Below are 16,270 nucleotides of genomic sequence, written 5' to 3'. Positions count from 1 at the left end.
GTCGTGGCCGAGCTTTCGCCTCACTCCAGCGCCGAGGAGATTGTCACCCATCTGCGCTCGATCGGCTCGCAGGAGAACCGCCTTGGCATGCTGCGCTACGGCATTAAGATCGAACGTGCGCTCGGAATCCCGCATGGCGTGCAGAGGCAGATTGCCAGGAAAATCAAGCGCAACCATGAGCGTGCCTTCGAACTGTGGCAGTCGGGCATAATGGAAGCGCAGTTCATCGCTTCCGTCACAGCCGATCCGAAGCGGTTTTCTGGCGCGGATGCAAGACGATGGGCGGCGACTTTCGACTCGTGGGATATCGTCGACGGCGTCTCCGATCTCTTTGTCGACACGGATTGCTGGAAGGAACTGATAGAAGAGTTTGCCGCCGATGACCGGGAGTTCGTTCGACGCACGGCTTTTGCGATGATGGCCTGGTCGGTCGTCCACCGGAAGACGGAGCCGGAGGCGACCTTCCTCGACTTCCTGCCGATCATCGAAGCGCACGCCGGCGATGACCGTAATTTTGTGAAGAAGGCGGTGAACTGGGCGCTTCGCTCTATAGGCAAGCGATCGATGAGTTTGCACGGCGCTGCCCTTGCCCTGGCACAGAAGCTGGCCGGATCGACCGACAAGACGGCGCGCTGGATCGGCAAGGACGCTGCAAGGGAGCTTTCCGATGCCAAGACGCTCGAGCGGCTCGCCAGAAAAGGCTGACTGGAGCCAGATCCGCTTTACTGAGGTGACGCGATCCACGCGCGCCGATTTCGAGAACCTGTTCGAGCAGCCTGGCGGCCCGAAATATTGCTGGTGCATGGCCTGGCGCCACCTCGAAAACCGCGAGCAAGCGTCCAACGATGAGAGGAGACGGGCCATGCTGGCGCTCATCGAAGCCGGCACGCCGGTCGGTATCGTCGCCCATGCCGAAGGCAAGACCGTCGGCTGGTGCTCCGTGGCGCCACGCGAGACCTATCGCAAGCTATCGCAGGAGCAGGACGACAGCGAGGCGGGCGTATGGTCGATCGTCTGCTTCTATGTGCCGAGGGCGTCGCGCGGCCGTGGACTGGCAAGCGCCCTGCTCGACGCGGCCATCGATCACGCCTTCGCCAAAGGCGCCAGGACCATCGAGGCCTATCCGGTCGACCAGGCATCGCCGAGCTACCGTTTCATGGGCTTTCGAGAGATGTTCGTGGCCCGCGGATTCCACGAGATCGGCATGGCCGGCTCGCGCCGGCATGTGATGCGGCTCGAACGTTGACGCTGTCGGCGACGGCAGCTTTACTCCTGTCAAATGGAGAGCACACGGTGAGCAATCGTTTCAAATCGACAGCGGCGCTGGCGGCCGTGCTGATTTCCATAGTGGCTGCCACCGCTGCCGCCGAAACGGCGCGCATATTCTGGAAGGACCTGCGCCCGGCGACCCAGCCCGCTGCCGAAAGTGTCGGATTGCCGATGGTCGCGGCAAAAATGCCTGACCGTGGCGAGACGCTGTCTGTCAATTTGCGAGACAAGGCCATCCAACTGGCGGGCTACGCGCTGCCGCTCGATCGGGACGGCGATCTCGTCTATCAGTTCCTGCTGGTGCCGTGGACAGGGGCGTGCAGCCACATGCCGACGCCGCCGCCCAATCAGATCGTCCTCGTCACGCCCGCCCGCCCCTACAGAATGTCGCAAGCCTATCAGCCGGTTGCCGTGACCGGCGCGCTGGAGCCTGGCATGGAGAAAAGTCAGCTCTTCATCCTCGACGGTGTCAGCGTGATCCAGTCGGGTTACACCGTACGCAAGGCGGAGGTGACGGATGTCGATCTCGTGCCGGACACGATCACGCTACCGGCAAACTCGCCGTGGAGTTTCCTCAACAAAAAGAAGAACTAAGCGAAAACTCCTCAGGCCGCGTTGGCGCCCGATTCCTTGTCCAGAACCATGTAGTCGAGCGGCATTTCTGTCGTGTATTTGATCTGTTCCATGGCAAACGACGACGAGACGTCGCGGATCTCGATCTTGGCGATCAGCCGCTTGTAGAAGGCGTCGTAAGCAGCGATGTCGGGCACCACCACGCGCAAGAGATAGTCGACGTCGCCGCTCATCCGGTAGAACTCGACCACTTCCGGAAATTCCTGGATGACCTCCGAAAAGCGCCGCAGCCACTCATGGCTGTGCGAATTGGTGCGGATCGACACGAACACGGTGACACGCACATTGACCTTTTCATGATCGAGGATGGCGACGCGCCGCTTGATGACGCCTTCCTCCTCGAGCTTCTGGATGCGCCGCCAGCAGGGCGTGGTCGACAGTCCGACTTTCTTGGCGACATCGGCGACCGCGAGCGTCGCGTCCTCCTGCAAGAGGCGGAGGATTTTTCTGTCAAGGCGGTCCATTTGGGTGCTCCCACGGGATAGATCAGGAATAGATTGGCTATAGTCCTTCTTATTTGGGCCATTCACAAGAAAGAAATTCTGTCAGATGGCGCAAAAGCGAGTGATTTCTTGCTTACGCGTCAGCCGAGGCGATAGCGGATTTCCGATCTCAGAAACGGCAGCAAATCCATTTCAAACCACGGATTGCGCTTCAGCCAGCCGGTGTTGCGCCACGACGGATGCGGTAGCGGCAGCACTTTCGGGATGGTGGGCGCATCCCAGATGGTGCGCCAATCCATCACCGTCTCGGTCAGCGAGGGCCGGCGCGCGGCGCCCATGTGCCAGGATTGCGCATAGATGCCGATCGTCAGCACCAGATCGATATGCGGCATCAGCGCCATCAGCGGCGCACGCCAGGTCGCTGCACATTCGCGGCGCGGCGGCAGGTCGCCGCCCTTGGCATCCTGGCCGGGAAAGCAAAAGCCCATCGGCACGATGGCGAATTTTGTCGTGTCGTAGAATTCTTCGCTGCTGACGCCCAGCCAGTCCCGCAACCGATCGCCGGAGGCGTCGGTGAACGGCATGCCTGACATATGCACCTTGGTGCCCGGTGCCTGGCTGGCAATCAGGATACGGGCGCTCGACGACGGCCTGAGCACCGGGCGCGGCTCATGCGGCAGCGGCCGGCCGACCGGGTTTTCGACGCAGATTCGGCAGGCGCGCACCCTCGCCGCGAAGTTTTCCAGCTCTTCACTCATGCCTGGGGCCATTCTCAGGCGGCGGCGCTCGGCCGGCTGGAGATCGCCTGATGCCAGCGCAGCACGTTGGCACAGTCTTCCGGCACCTTGATACGCGCCGGCTTCATGAAGTCGATGGCGATCAGCCCGGTGATGTCGGCGATCGAATAGGCGTCGCCGGCAACGAATTCGCGGTTCGCCAGTTCGTCGTCGAGGAGTTTCAGGAATGCAACGGCTTTCGGCTTGTTGGCCTCGCCCCATTCGGGAATTTGCGGAATTTCCCATTCCTTCATCGCCGGATGGACGTGTCGGAACGCGGCGCTGACGCAATTAAGCAAGTTGAGCTCCATCCGTCTTTGCCACATCTCGACCAGCGCTTTGCCGAGCGCGCCGCGGCCGAACAACGCCGGTTCCGGGTGCAGTTCCTCGAAATAGCGGCAGATGGCGACGGATTCGGTGATGACGGTGCCGTCGTCGAGTTCGAGCACCGGCAGACGCTGCAGCGGGTTGCGCGAACTGACCGGCTGCTCTCTGTGCTCCAGCGCGCCCATGTCGACGGGCACCAGCGGAACCTCAAGCCCCTTTTCGGCGAGGAAGACGCGAACTCGCCGTGGATTGGGCGCCCGGCCGCCGTCGAAGAGTTTCATCCCATCCTCCTTTCGCATCGGCCCGACAACCGGAATCGATTTCCGGAAAGCACGATGCGAAGTTTAAAATCTTAGCGCATGGCTTGTGTGTCCGAATAGACGCACGTCGCTCTGGTCACGTCTGTTGCGACAACTATAGGGTTGACCATCACCAGAAGCGAAAAATTTCTCGTAAGCCATCGCCGATCGAAGCCAAGCGACCGTGCTTTCTTTCGACCACGTCGTGATCGCGGCTCTCGCGCCAGTCGTGCGGCTCGTCGAAAGTGCCGGCCCAGATGCCGGCCTTGCCTGATCGGGCAGCGGCCTCCTCGGTTTCGAAATCGCCATAGGCAACTGCCCAGCCGGCCTCGACCTGGGCGCGGTTGAGATCCTTGCCGCCGGCGTTGCAATCGCCGAGCAGCCGGCGGTATCGATCGCGCTGCCAGCCGGTGCAGGAGACGGGTTTGCCTGATATCAGACGTACCAGCGACTGCCGCGCCAGCTTGCCGCAGGGATAGTCGGCGCCGTCCTTGCGGCAGATCTGCGAATATTCTGGCGCATCAATGCCGCGCATGCGGATGCGCTCGGTACCGAGCGTGATCGTATCGCCGTCATTGACGACGGCGGCACCCTCAGCCTTGCGCGTCTCGATCCGATCAAGGCGCGCCGCCAGAAGGATCAGCAGACCGAGGACAAGCACGGCCAGTGCATAGTCCACCAGCCGGCGCCAAAGGCTTCGCGGCTGCGGCGGGACGTATCGCAGTCCCGGCCACCGCGACCACGAACGGCTCATATGGCAAACCGTTGGTTAATCATTCGAACGTAGCTTAACAATTTGAAACCGCTGCCCGCATAAATTGAAGTCTCCATGCCCTCGCAACGTTCGACCACAGCGGACAAGTTTATTGTGGACCGCCGGAAACCCCATCGCAACAGCGATGTGGCGCGCGCGGTGCGCAAGACGCGCGACCGTCTTTCGCAGCAGGCGGGAAATCCTGATTTCGACCGCGAGCTGTTGAAACTCCACGCCCGTGCGATGATAGGCGGCGCGATCATAGTTCCGCTTCTCGTCCTGGCGACCGCCGCGACCGGTCTGTTTGCTGGCGTCGGCAAGGCAATTGGCGTCTGGGCGCTTCTTATACTCATCTGCTACGCCATCGTCGTGTTCATGGCGAGGCGCGTCGACCGAACGGAAGCTGGCGAACTCAACCCGCTGCAAACGCACCGTGATTTCCTGATAGGCCATTTCCTTTGCGGCCTGGGCTGGGCCTGGTTTGCCTGGCTCGGTTGCGACACCTGCCAGGTCGACCAGTTCCAGTTGATCAAGGCGGTGGTGCTGCTGCTTGCCATGGCGGCGACTGCGATCACAGCGTCATCGTTGCGCGGTGCGTTGCTGGCGACTTTCGCCGTTCCGGTGGCCGCCTATGCCTATGCCGGCGCCAAGCAGTGGATGCCGGTCGAGTTGATCATGGCCGGGTTGCTGATTGTCTCGCTGCCCTTCTTCGCCTATGTGGCGCGCCGCCTCAATCGCTCGTCCTTGATGCTGCTCTCGTTCCGCTCCGAAAAGGACGCGCTGATTGCCGAATTGGACACGGCGAAATCGATGTCGGACGAAGCGCGCCGACGGGCGGAGGACGCCAACCTGGCAAAGTCGCGGTTTTTGGCCTCGATGAGTCATGAGTTGCGGACGCCGCTCAACGCCATTCTCGGTTTCTCCGAGGTGATGGCGAACGAAGTGCTCGGACCGATGAGCAATCCGACCTATCGCGACTATGCTCGCGACGTCCATGACTCTGGCCAGCACCTGCTCGACCTGATCAACGAAATCCTCGACCTGTCGCGCATCGAAGCGGGCCGCTACCAGCTCAACGAAGAGCCGATGATGCTGCTTTCCGTCGTCGAGGATTGCTGTCACATGATGGAGCTGAAGGCGCGCAACAAGGACATCCGCATCGTCCAGGATTTCGAAAACGCCTTGCCGCGCCTGTTCGCTGACGAACGCGCGGTGCGCCAGATCGCGCTCAATCTTTTGTCGAACGCCATCAAGTTCACCGGAACTGGCGGCGAGATCCGCGTGCGCGTCGGCTGGACGGCGGGCGGCGGCCAATACCTCTCCGTCAAAGACAATGGGCCCGGCATTCCGGAAGACGAGATTCCGGTCGTGCTGTCCGCCTTCGGCCAGGGCTCCATCGCCATCAAGAGCGCCGAGCAAGGCACCGGGCTTGGCCTGCCGATCGTCCAAAGCCTGCTCGCCATGCATGGCGGCGAGTTCGAACTCCATTCCAAACTGCGCGAAGGCACCGAGGCGATCGCCATCTTTCCGTTGAGCCGGGTGATGGAGGAATTGCCGGCGCTGCCGACCAAGGCCGTTGCTGCGCGCCGGCGATAGACGCTTAATGCATGTCGCCGCAAAACAACAACCTGAAGCGCGTCGCATGAGGCGGGTCGAACGCGACGCGCTTTAATGCAGCGCCGCTGCCATGCCCGAGGCGGTGAGCGCAGCGGCTTTGACCAGGCCGGCCGCAAGTGCCGCCCCTGCTCCCTCGCCGTGGCTGACGCCGAGATCAAGTAGCGGGCGCAAGCCGAGCCGCTCGGCGGCCCGCGCATGCGCAGGCTCTGGCGACAGGCTGGCAAGCAGGCAATGATCGAGCGCAGTGGCGTCGGCGGCATGCAGCGCCGCCGCAGTGGCTGTCGCCACCAACCCATCGAGCAGGACGGGGATCTTCTGCGTCCGGGCGGCGAGAATGGCGCCGGCAATCGCTGCGAACTCACGGCCGCCAACCCGGCGCAACGCTTCCAGCGGGTCCCTGAGACCTGTGCGGTGGAAGGCTAGCGCGGCATCGACCACTTCCGCCTTGCGCACCCGCATCGATGCATCGGCGCCCGATCCGGATCCGACCCAATCTGCGCCACTGCCGCCGAACAGTGCGGCAAGCAAGGCCGCGGCGACGGTGGAATTGCCGACGCCGAGGTCGCCAAGGCAAAGCAGATCGGCGCCGCCGGCGATCGCCTCCATGCCGAAGGCCATGGTGGCGGCACAGCCGCGTTCGTCAAGTGCCGCCTCCTCGGTGATGTCGGCGGTTGGAATGTGCAGCGCAAGATCGAACACTTTCAGCCCGAGATTATTGGCGATGCAGATCTGGTTGATCGCCGCACCGCCGGCCGCGCAAAGCTCGACGGCGTTCGCCGTGGCAGCTACAGGCCGTGGCGAAATGCCGTGGCGAGCGACGCCGTGATTGCCGGCGAAGATCGCCACCAGAGGCCGGTTCACTGCCGGCGGCGCGCGGCCGCTCCAGGCGGCCAGCCAAGCCGCGATGTCCTCGATGCGGCCGAGCGAACCCTTGGGTTTGTCGGCCGTGGCAAACAGCGCACGGACGCGGGCTTCGGCTGCGGCGTCGGCCTGCGGCAGGGTCGCCAGAAGATTGCGAAAATCGTCAAAGGGCAGCGCGCTGGTCATGGCGTCGATGAACGTTCCCGGAGTTGGTGAGCGGCATAGCCGCCTTGCTCGGCCGGCACAACTGCCTGCATTGACGCGAACGCGGCTGCCGGCGGCGCATTCCGGAGGTCTTGCATTGGCCTTGCCGTTACACCATGTGGAAGCGAGACAAGGGATTCCTTGGGAATCCTGAGAGAATAAACATGACGGCCATCGAATCCCCATGCGTCCTGGTCTGTTCGATCGATATGAAAACCGGCTTCTGCTTCGGCTGCGGCCGCACGCGCGAGGAAATCGGCGCCTGGATCGAGATGACCCCTGAAATCCGCCGCAGCGTCATGGCCGAGCTGCCGGCCCGGCTGGAAACGGTTGAGCGCAGACCGCGCCGCGAAACCCGCCGCACCCGCCTCGCGCGCGAACGCGACGCTCTCTCGTGAGCCACATATGAACCGGGTTTTCTGGGTTTTGATGATCCTGATCGGGGTAGGCGTTGTCCTGCTCATGCTCAATGATTCCGCCGGCAGCACATTCGGCGTCGAGAATTACGATTTCAGCCGGCTGATCTGGCTTGGCGCACTGGTTGCACTCATCGCCGCCGGCCTGCTCAGATCAGGCAGACCCTTGGGCACGATGGCCCGCAGCATGGGCGCCTGGGCCGTCATCGTGCTCGCACTGATCGCCGGCTACCAGTATCGTTATGAATTGCAGGATTTCGCCAGCCGGGTAACGGCCGGCCTTGTTCCCGGCAGTCCGCTGGCGTTGGGCCTTGAGGACGGCCACGCCACGGTGACCCTGGACAAGGCCGGCAATGGCCATTTCGAAGCACGAATCATGGTCAACGGCACGCCGGTCCGGGCCGTGGTCGATACCGGCGCAACCAGCACCGTGCTGACCGCGCAGGACGCGCAAGCCGCCGGCTTCAATCCAGCCGCTCTCAATTTCACCATCCCGGTTTCGACCGCCAACGGCATGGCGCGCGCCGCCGTCGTGAGAACCGACGAATTGGCGATCGGCGGGATCGTGCGCAAGGACATGCCGGTCATGATCGCCGCGCCCGGCATGCTCGGCCAGAGCCTGCTCGGCATGAACTTCATCGGCTCATTGTCCGGATTCGACGTGCGCGGCGACCGCATGATCTTGCGCGATTGAACGGCCGCTGCGCCGCCGCTCAGTGAGCATCTCGACCGCTCGATCGAACGGTCCGTCCCGCTCCGCCCGGCGCAGGACGCCGACGCGCTCCACCAATATCTCCTTGGGCGTCGGCTCTCGGCTGAACAGAGCCATCGCCTCGTCGAAAACGCATCGAGCGGCATGTAGTCGTCGCGCCTCGACTGGCCGGGTGCCGCCGAAGCGCGATGCGATGCGCGCTCGATCCATGTCGCACGCGATCGAAGACTTGGAACAAGCGCAATCGATCGCATGATCTTGCGCGATTGGACAGTCAGGCTGCTTCGGCGTCCGTCCCGCCAAGATCGACTGCGGCGAAAGCTGCCTTCAGCACATCGGGTCCGGCGCCCGGCCTTGTCGCATCGGTCGAAAGGATCTGCCGGTAACGGCGCGCACCGGGCAGGCCGTGGAACAGGCCGACCATGTGACGGGTGACATGGCCAAGCCGCCCGCCCCGCTCGATATGGCGTGCCGCATAATCCGCCATGGCATCGACCAGCGCGCCGAAATCGAGCGTTTTGGGTTTGTCACCGTAAAATGCGGCGTCGACGCCTGCCAGAATGCCCGGCGTGTGGTAGGCGGCGCGGCCGAGCATGGCGCCATCGACATGATCAAGGTGATCAAGCGCCTCTTCAAGGGATTGAATTCCGCCGTTGATGCCGATGAATTTGTTTGGTTTTTTGGTTTTTAGCCGATACACCCTGTTGTAGTCGAGCGGCGGGATGTCGCGGTTTTCCTTCGGGCTCAGCCCTTCCAGCCACGCCTTGCGGGCATGCACCCACAGCGCGTCGGCGCCGGCCGCGAAAACCCCGTCCGCCAGCGCATCGAGCGCCGGCTCGGGATCCTGCTCGTCGACGCCGATGCGGCATTTGACGGTGACGGGAATGCCGACAGACGCCTTCATCGCCGCGACACAATCGGCGACCAGGTCAGGCGCCTTCATCAGGCAGGCGCCGAACGTACCCGACTGGACGCGGTCGGACGGGCAGCCGACATTGACGTTGATCTCGTCATAGCCGAACGCTTCGCCGATGCGGGCCGCCTCGGCAAGCTTCTGCGGATCGGAGCCGCCGAGCTGCAACGCCACCGGATGTTCCGTAGCATCGAAGCCGAGCAAGCGCTCGCGCTCGCCGTGGATGACCGCGTCGGCGACGACCATCTCGGTGTAGAGCAAGACCCGGCGCGTCAACTGACGATGGAGGAACCGGCAATGCCGGTCCGTCCAGTCCATCATCGGCGCAACGGCAAATTTGTTATATTCGTCAATCATTTATATATAGTTCTTAACCACACTGAATTTGGACAGACTGACATTGCCGGCCTCTATGATATGTGACTCATTTCATTCTATTTTTCAAAGCGTAATCATCAATGTCACTCAACACCGCTTTTCTGCTCATGGCACAATACAATGGTAAGGCAATCATTCCGCTCGATGGGGTCCGTCGCGATCCCTTGGCACATTTCTGACTTGTTTCTATTCGCACCGTCTAGCTGGCAGACACTTGGCTCACGTAGCGGAGCCAGACTAACTCTGCGTCGCGAGCAGACGTGCAGCTGACTTCAGATCAGCAGTATCCAAACCCTCAACGAAGCGCTCGAACCGCGGCTGGAGATGCGCCCGGGCGGTTTCGTGTTGTCTGCGATCGATCAGAAGGGTAGCCAGGTCGATCGCGGCGCGCAGCTCCCACCCCCACGCGCCCCAATCCTGACTCATTTCGAGAGACCGCCTGAAGTAGGTTTCAGCCTCGTCGGCGCCAGACTGCACTGACGCCAAAACAAGGCAGCCCTTCACGCGCAGCAACTCCGGCATATAGCAGAGATCTCCGTTTGCCTCGACCGACAGGATCGTGTCGTCGAGCAGTGCGAGGGCCTCCGCGAGCCGGCCCGTGGCAGCAAGGCCTTGAACGAGCGCGACGTTGAGCGGAGTGGTGAGCAGTTCGTAGGGTGCTGCGTGGAGCTCCGCGAGACTGCGTTGCAGGCTCTCGATTCCCTTCTCCGCATCGCCTCGACGAATGGCCAGTTCTCCCTTGAAGCCTCGTCCTAGCGCCAGATACGGTCCGAGCGAATGGGGTTCCGCACGCAAGAAGAGACGGTCTATATGCTCGTCTGCGCGGTCGAGATCGCCGACCCAAAGGAACACGGAAACGGCCCAGACAAGAGCGATCGAAAGCGTCAGCGGATGGTTCAAGATCTCGGCGTCCTTGATCGTCAGCTGTGCGCGTTCCACCGCCCGATCCGGATGGCCTTGCAGCCAAAGCGTTCTTGCCAGGATCGCGCCGGCCAGGATTCTCCCGTCGAAGCCGAGATAGTTGGTCGTGGTCTGACCCCGCGGCCCGTATCGCAATGCTGCCGCAAGCGAGGTCTGGGCGCGCCCTAGTTCTCCATTGAGGTGAAGCGATATTCCCATCAACGAATGCGCCAATGTCGTGGAAACGGAGTCTTCCAGCGCGTCGGCAATGACGGTGCAACGCTCCGCGTAGCGGAGTGCGGTCCTGAAATCTCCGGTACGCAAATGGAACATCTGCAGCGGCCCGAGAACCTGAATCTGGTCGAGCGCATCGCTGCGTTGCTCGGCAATGGAGAAGCTTCTGTTCAGCGCCACGCGCGCTGCGTCCCTTCCCCCGTGCGTGAACATCAGGGAAACTCCAAGGGCCGCCTGAAGGTGCATCTCCTCGCGTCCGCGGCGCATGGAGTCGTCGAGAGCGAAAATTGCCCGGGAGCTCCAGCGATGGCACTCGGTGAGCAAGGACATCGACAGGAAAAGCGGAGCAGCGGCGGCGGCAAGACGAATGCCGAGCCTGGCATCCCCGTTGGATCCGAAACACCAATCCAGAGCCCCACGCACATTGGCAAGGCCCGCGAGGTGCAGTGATCGTTGCGACGCGCTCGACAACGTAGGCCACTCATTCCCCGTATCCTCCAGCCATCGCAGACAGTAGGTCGCGTGCCGGGCGGCCAGTTCCGTGAGTTCCGCATCCTGGACCTCGAACTGAAGGGCATAAGCCCGCGTCGTATCGAGCAGTCGGTAGCGCATCGTTGCGCCAGCCGGCCTTGCCGCAACCATCGACTTGGCAACGAGGCTGTCTATGGCGCTGAAGATGAGCGCCTCGTCGATACTGGGGCTCGTTATAACCGCCAGAGCCGCCTCGATCGAAAAATGCCCGACGAACACGGCAAGCCGGCGAAGCACCAGGCGCTCAAACTCCGACAGCAGCCCGAAGCTCCAGTCCAGTGTAGCCTGGAGGGTTTTCTGGCGCGGCGGTGCTGTACGTTGACCCGGCCACATGAGGGCGAGTCGCTCGTCGAGAAGGGTCGCGGTTGTCTGCAGGCCATAGCTTGCCACCCGCCCGGCCGCCAACTCGATGGCAAGAGGTACGCCATCAAGCTTCCGGCAGATGTGCGCCACGACCCCCGCTTCCGAATCGTCGAGGTCAAGACGAGCACCGCTCGCTGCTGCGCGCTCCAAGAACAGCTCGGTCGCAGGGAACGCCTGCGCGACTGCCGCGGTGGGTTCCAGATCGTCCGGCGGGTAAGCAAGCGGCGCGAGCTTATAGACGTGCTCGCCTTCGACCTGGAGAGCCTCCCGGCTCGTCGCCAGGATGTGGGCCTGCGGCGCGGTAGCGAAGATACGGGCGGCCAGGTCTGCTGCCGCGTCTATGACATGCTCGCAGGTATCCAGGATCAGGAGGATTCTCTTGTCAGCCAGGTATGTGATGAGAGCGGACGTGGCGTCGTCAGACTGAAGCGACAGGCCCAGCATCGAGGCTACAGTCGGCGCAACCAGGTTGGGATCATTCAGCGCGCCAAGATCGACGAAATGCACAGCGCCGGCAAACGCATCGACGACGTGATGCCCGGCCGCCACCGCAACGGTGGTCTTGCCGACCCCACCCGTGCCGACGATCGTGACGAAGCGCGCGGCCGCCAGCTCCGCGGAAAGCGCGGCCGTGTCGTCGGTACGCCCAACCATGCGGGCTAGTCGGCTCGGGAGGTTGGCCTGCGGGTAGCTGGCGGCAGCCTCGCTTCGCGCATCGTTGCGACCACCCGATCGCGAGACCGGCGCCACGAAGCAATAGCCCCGGCCCTTCAAGGTAGCGATGTAGCGCGCGCCGTCCTTGCCGTCGCCCAACGCCTTTCTGAGATTGGCCATGTGAAACCGCAGACTACCCTCCTCGACGGTGACGTCGGGCCAGACGTTCGCCAATAAATCCCTCTTGCTGATCACCTCGTTGGAGCGGGCAGCCAAAGTAGCCAGGATATCGAAAGCGCGCCCGCCCAGATCGACGGTGGTGCCTTGCCGCAAGAGCAGCCGTTCGCGGACGGCAAGCGTAAAGGGACCAAATGATATCGTGTCGCTTGCAGGCCCTGTCATGACACTCCCTTCGCGGCCGGCTCATGCAGGCGACCACTCACCTATGAGAAGAACAAAAGTGGGGGCTTTGCTGCAAGCCTGCATTCGCCGACGAGCGCTAACGTTGCATCATAATGCATAACGGGCGCTTCGGGCGATCTCCTTCTATGTGTCGAAAGCAGCAAGAACCTCTCTGCCGACGGACCCAAGGAGAACGACCATGCCCGCATTATCGCCATCGCTCACGCGACGAAGCCTGCTTGCCGCATCAGCGGCCACAGGCGCCTTGAGCCTGCTTCCAGCAATGGCGCGCGCGAGCGTCGATAGTGAAGCCGTCCGTCCCTTCCGCGCCGGCATTCCGGAGGAGGCAATCGTCGATCTCCGCCGACGTCTGGCAACGACGCGCTGGCCCTCGCGGGAAACAGTTACGGATCAGTCCCAAGGCGTGCAGCTCGCAAAGCTCCAGGATCTCCTTCGATACTGGATGACCGATTACAACTGGCGGAAGGTCGAGGCGAAGCTCAACGCTCTGCCTATGTTCGTCACCGAAATCGACGGCCTCGCTATCCACTTCATCCAGGTCCGGTCCCGCCATGAGAATGCTATGCCGATGATCATGACGCATGGCTGGCCCGGCTCGATCTTGGAATTCATGAAGGTCGTCGGTCCGCTGACAGATCCCACGGCCCATGGCGGCGCCGCGGAAGACGCATTCCATCTCGTCGTGCCGTCGATACCTGGCTTCGGCTTCTCCGGGAAACCGACGGAGGCTGGCTGGGGCTCAGACCATATCGGCCGTGCCTGGGGCGTGCTGATGAGGCGGCTGGGTTACGACCGCTACGTCTCGCAGGGTGGCGACTGCGGTTCGGTCATCTCCCATCGCATGGCGCTGCAGAAGGTGCCTGGGCTCATTGGCATACACGTCAACATGCCGGGGACCGTGCCGCCGGAAATTGCATCAGTGCTGGCGGCCGGCGGGCCGGCGCCGAGCGGACTGAGCGAGAAGGAAAGAGCGGCGTTCGAGGCGCTAGACGCCTTCTACAAGGACAGCTCCGGTTATGCGGCCATGATGGTGACGCGGCCGCAGACCATCGGCTACTCCCTGGTGGATTCGCCGGTCGGCCTGGCGGCGTGGATCTACGAGAAATTCGCGCAGTGGACCTATAGCGGTGGCGACCCCGAGCGGGTTCTGACCAAGCACGAGATGCTCGACGACATCTCGCTCTACTGGCTCACTGAATCCGGAACCTCCGCGGCGCAGATCTACTGGGAAGACCACTCCAACAATTTCAATGCCGTGGACATTGCCGATCTTCCGGTCGCCGTGACGGTATTCCCCGGCGAAATCTACTGCGCGCCGCGAAGCTGGGCCGAGCGCTGCTACCACAACCTCATCTATTTCCGTGAGGCCAAGACCGGCGGGCATTTCGCGGCCTGGGAACAGCCGGAAATCTTCACCCAGGAGGTCCGTGCAGCTTTCAGATCGCTGCGCTGATCGAAGATCCGATGTCATACAGGATGCATGCCATGACTACCCAAGCAAAACGACTCTACACAGCGAAGGTGCACACAACGGGCGGCCGGGAGGGTGGCTCACGCAGTTCCGACGGCAGGCTGGACATCAGGCTCTCGACGCCCGGCGGCGCGGGCAGCGGCACCAATCCCGAACAGCTTTTTGCTGCCGGTTGGTCGGCATGTTTCGAGGGCGCGCTGGCGATCGCCGCGCGCAAGATGAACGTCGTGCTGCCAGCGGACCTTGCGATCGATGCGGAGGTAGATCTCAACAGCGGCGACGGCGGCTTCTTTCTCAGCGCCCGGCTCAATGTGAGCCTGCCAGGAATGGATCGCAACGACGCCCGGGCCATTGTCGATGCCGCTCATCAGACCTGTCCCTACTCGAAGGCCACGCGCGGCAACATCGAAGTCGAAATCAACCTGATCTAGTCCCTCGGTTTCGGCAATCGCGCCTGCCGCGGCTGCCCTGGAAACATGAACAAAGGTTAGTACTCCCATGAACGCAATCAAAATTCCGGAAGTCGTCGACCATCATCGCCGACGCCTGTTCGGCATCGCGGCCGCGACCGTGGCGTTGACCAAGTTGGGCGCGATCGGCGTTGCGAATGCCCAGGGCGGCGGGACAGGGCCAACGCCGGGTTCGGCCGGATCGCACACCACATTCGCGTCGCTAAAGCAGATCGAGGCGGGGCTGCTTACCGTCGGATATGCCGAGGATGGCCCAGCAGATGGACCTCCCGTCATACTGCTGCACGGCTGGCCCTACGACATCTATAGCTACGCCGATGTCGCGCCGCTGCTTGCAGGAGCCGGCTATCGGGTCATCATGCCCTATCTGCGCGGCCACGGCACGACGCGTTTCTTGTCGGATGCCACTCTTCGCAACGGCCAGCAGGCCGCGCTGGCGGTCGATATCATCGACCTGATGGATGCCCTGGGCGTCGAAAAAGCAATCGTCGCCGGCTACGACTGGGGCGCGAGGACGGCAAATATCCTTGCCGCACTCTGGCCGGAGCGCTGCAAGGCCATGGTTTCGGTCAGCGGCTATCTGATCGGCAGCCAGGCGGCCAACAAGGCGCCGCTACCGCCACAGGCCGAACTGCAATGGTGGTATCAATTCTATTTCGCGACCGATCGTGGCCGTGCCGGCTATGCGCAACACACGGATGACTTCGCCAAACTGATCTGGCGGCTCGCCTCGCCGCGCTGGAACTTCGACGATGCGACCTTCGCCAGAAGCGCCGCTGCGTTCAAAAACCCCGACCACGTCGACATCGTCGTCCACAACTACCGTTGGCGGCTCGGCCTTGCTGAAGGCGAGCGCCGCTATGACGAACTGGAGGAAAAGCTTGCCAAGCGCCCGGAGATCGACGTGCCAACGATCACGCTGGAGGGCGACGCGAATGGTGCGCCACATCCCGATCCCGACGCCTATGCGAAGAAATTCTCCGGCAAGTACGAGCATCGGCTGATCACCGGCGGCATCGGGCATGACCTGCCGCAGGAGGCGCCTGATGCCTTCGCCACGGCCATCATCGATGTCGACAAGTTCTGACCGCAGAAGGAGCGCGCGTATGAGACGCAAGCTTGCAATCGCAGCCGTCATCGCCGTGTCGATCGCGCTCGCAATCGGCTGCGTTGAGATCGACAGCGTTCGAGCCCAGAACGCGGAGGAAGCCTCGCCGATCTATGGTGTGACGATCCCGGACGGATACCGCAAATGGGAGTTCATCGCGCCGGCCTTGGAAGGCGATCCACTGAACGAGCTTCGTGCTGTCATGGGAAATACAGTAGCGATGGATGCGTACCGAGATAGCACGCTCCCGTTCCCGGACGGTACCGTCTTGGTCAAGCTCGCGTGGAAGCGAATGCAGTCGGCCGAGTTCGAACCTGCATCGGTTCCTGGCGCGGCCACAACGGTGCAGGTCATGGTCAAGGATTCGAAGAAATACGCCTCGAGCGGCGGCTGGGTTTTGGCCGGTTCATTAATGGCAAGCCGGCCGACGTAGCGCAGCACGAAACATGTTTCGCGTGCCACGAGGCGCGTGTCCAGCAACACGACTTCGTCTTCACCCGCTACGCGCCGTAAC

General features: G+C 62.6%; 17 protein-coding genes and 1 pseudogene. 11 read left to right on the top strand and 7 right to left on the bottom strand.

Annotated elements, in window-relative coordinates; genetic code table 11:
- Positions 1–3: 3 nt before the first annotated feature.
- Genes BLT09_RS04075 through BLT09_RS04065 form a run of 3 tightly spaced genes read left to right on the top strand, consistent with a single transcriptional unit; the run spans position 4 to position 1,863 of the window.
- Positions 4–705 (top strand): DNA alkylation repair protein, encoded by a 702-nt coding sequence (locus BLT09_RS04075; protein WP_091590948.1) that lies wholly within the window; start codon positions 4–6, stop codon positions 703–705.
- Positions 668–1,246 carry a GNAT family N-acetyltransferase gene (locus BLT09_RS04070; RefSeq protein WP_091590946.1) on the top strand — a complete coding sequence of 193 codons (579 nt, stop codon included), beginning with the start codon at positions 668–670 and terminating at the stop codon, positions 1,244–1,246. Before BLT09_RS04075 ends, BLT09_RS04070 begins: the two co-directional genes overlap by 38 nt.
- 47 nt (positions 1,247–1,293) lie before the next feature.
- The gene (locus BLT09_RS04065) at positions 1,294–1,863 is read left to right on the top strand and encodes a DUF3299 domain-containing protein (protein ID WP_091590945.1); all 570 of its coding nucleotides are present in this window, start codon (positions 1,294–1,296) and stop codon (positions 1,861–1,863) included.
- Positions 1,864–1,874: 11 nt separating this feature from the next.
- Here BLT09_RS04065 and BLT09_RS04060 read toward each other — a convergent pair whose 3' ends face one another.
- From BLT09_RS04060 to BLT09_RS04045, 4 genes are all read right to left on the bottom strand, one after another.
- A complete protein-coding gene (locus tag BLT09_RS04060) occupies positions 1,875–2,366 on the bottom strand; it encodes an Lrp/AsnC family transcriptional regulator (RefSeq protein ID WP_006333679.1) in 492 nt (163 codons plus the stop codon).
- 119 nt (positions 2,367–2,485) lie between these two features.
- Positions 2,486–3,103, bottom strand: coding sequence for a uracil-DNA glycosylase family protein (locus BLT09_RS04055; protein ID WP_413468405.1), 618 nt, complete (start codon positions 3,101–3,103; stop codon positions 2,486–2,488).
- Between the two features lie 14 nt (positions 3,104–3,117).
- Positions 3,118–3,729 (bottom strand): glutathione S-transferase, encoded by a 612-nt coding sequence (locus tag BLT09_RS04050; RefSeq protein ID WP_091590943.1) that lies wholly within the window; start codon positions 3,727–3,729, stop codon positions 3,118–3,120.
- Between the two features lie 148 nt (positions 3,730–3,877).
- Positions 3,878–4,501 (bottom strand): thermonuclease family protein, encoded by a 624-nt coding sequence (locus BLT09_RS04045; protein WP_091590941.1) that lies wholly within the window; start codon positions 4,499–4,501, stop codon positions 3,878–3,880.
- A 75-nt stretch (positions 4,502–4,576) separates the two neighbouring features.
- Between BLT09_RS04045 and BLT09_RS04040 the strand changes: the two genes are divergently transcribed.
- Positions 4,577–6,097, top strand: a complete 1,521-nt coding sequence (locus BLT09_RS04040) for an ATP-binding protein (protein ID WP_091590940.1) — start codon at positions 4,577–4,579, stop codon at positions 6,095–6,097.
- 72 nt (positions 6,098–6,169) lie between these two features.
- Here BLT09_RS04040 and BLT09_RS04035 read toward each other — a convergent pair whose 3' ends face one another.
- Positions 6,170–7,165: a nicotinate-nucleotide--dimethylbenzimidazole phosphoribosyltransferase gene (locus BLT09_RS04035; RefSeq protein WP_091590938.1), complete on the bottom strand. Its 996-nt coding sequence runs from the start codon at positions 7,163–7,165 to the stop codon at positions 6,170–6,172.
- Positions 7,166–7,347: 182 nt separating this feature from the next.
- Here BLT09_RS04035 and BLT09_RS04030 point away from each other — a divergent pair, with 182 nt between their 5' ends.
- On the top strand, positions 7,348–7,581 hold the full coding sequence (locus BLT09_RS04030; RefSeq protein ID WP_027151770.1) for a DUF1289 domain-containing protein: 234 nt from the start codon (positions 7,348–7,350) through the stop codon (positions 7,579–7,581).
- A gap of 7 nt (positions 7,582–7,588) precedes the next feature.
- Positions 7,589–8,293, top strand: a complete 705-nt coding sequence (locus BLT09_RS04025; RefSeq protein WP_091590936.1) for a TIGR02281 family clan AA aspartic protease — start codon at positions 7,589–7,591, stop codon at positions 8,291–8,293.
- A gap of 292 nt (positions 8,294–8,585) precedes the next feature.
- Here the strand turns inward: BLT09_RS04025 and dusA are convergent, their stop codons facing one another.
- Entirely contained in the window at positions 8,586–9,581 is a 996-nt protein-coding gene (dusA, locus tag BLT09_RS04015; RefSeq protein WP_167366332.1) for a tRNA dihydrouridine(20/20a) synthase DusA, read from the bottom strand.
- Positions 9,582–9,682: 101 nt separating this feature from the next.
- Between dusA and BLT09_RS34805 the strand changes: the two genes are divergently transcribed.
- Positions 9,683–9,781 carry a pyocin activator PrtN family protein gene (locus tag BLT09_RS34805; protein WP_268931428.1) on the top strand — a complete coding sequence of 33 codons (99 nt, stop codon included), beginning with the start codon at positions 9,683–9,685 and terminating at the stop codon, positions 9,779–9,781.
- A 58-nt stretch (positions 9,782–9,839) separates the two neighbouring features.
- Here BLT09_RS34805 and BLT09_RS04005 read toward each other — a convergent pair whose 3' ends face one another.
- Positions 9,840–12,686, bottom strand: a complete 2,847-nt coding sequence (locus BLT09_RS04005) for an ATP-binding protein (RefSeq protein WP_091590934.1) — start codon at positions 12,684–12,686, stop codon at positions 9,840–9,842.
- 199 nt (positions 12,687–12,885) lie between these two features.
- On the opposite strand from BLT09_RS04005, the gene BLT09_RS04000 reads away from it, so the two are divergent.
- The 4 genes and pseudogenes from BLT09_RS04000 to BLT09_RS03985 all read left to right on the top strand — a co-directional run bounded on the left by BLT09_RS04000 (position 12,886) and on the right by BLT09_RS03985 (position 16,269).
- Complete coding sequence (locus tag BLT09_RS04000; protein WP_091590933.1) at positions 12,886–14,160, top strand: epoxide hydrolase family protein; 1,275 nt, start codon at positions 12,886–12,888, stop codon at positions 14,158–14,160.
- 32 nt (positions 14,161–14,192) lie between these two features.
- Positions 14,193–14,609, top strand: a complete 417-nt coding sequence (locus BLT09_RS03995; protein WP_091591731.1) for an organic hydroperoxide resistance protein — start codon at positions 14,193–14,195, stop codon at positions 14,607–14,609.
- A gap of 82 nt (positions 14,610–14,691) precedes the next feature.
- The gene (locus BLT09_RS03990; protein ID WP_091591729.1) at positions 14,692–15,735 is read left to right on the top strand and encodes an alpha/beta fold hydrolase; all 1,044 of its coding nucleotides are present in this window, start codon (positions 14,692–14,694) and stop codon (positions 15,733–15,735) included.
- Positions 15,719–16,269: pseudogene (locus BLT09_RS03985) on the top strand (cytochrome P460 family protein). Before BLT09_RS03990 ends, BLT09_RS03985 begins: the two are co-directional and overlap by 17 nt.
- Position 16,270 lies beyond the last annotated feature (1 nt).

The sequence above is a fragment of the Mesorhizobium muleiense genome (genome assembly GCF_900099905.1).
Taxonomy (GTDB): domain Bacteria; phylum Pseudomonadota; class Alphaproteobacteria; order Rhizobiales; family Rhizobiaceae; genus Mesorhizobium; species Mesorhizobium muleiense.
The sequence above is the reverse complement of the archived record's forward strand: the minus strand, read 5'-3'. Positions and strand labels throughout refer to the sequence as shown.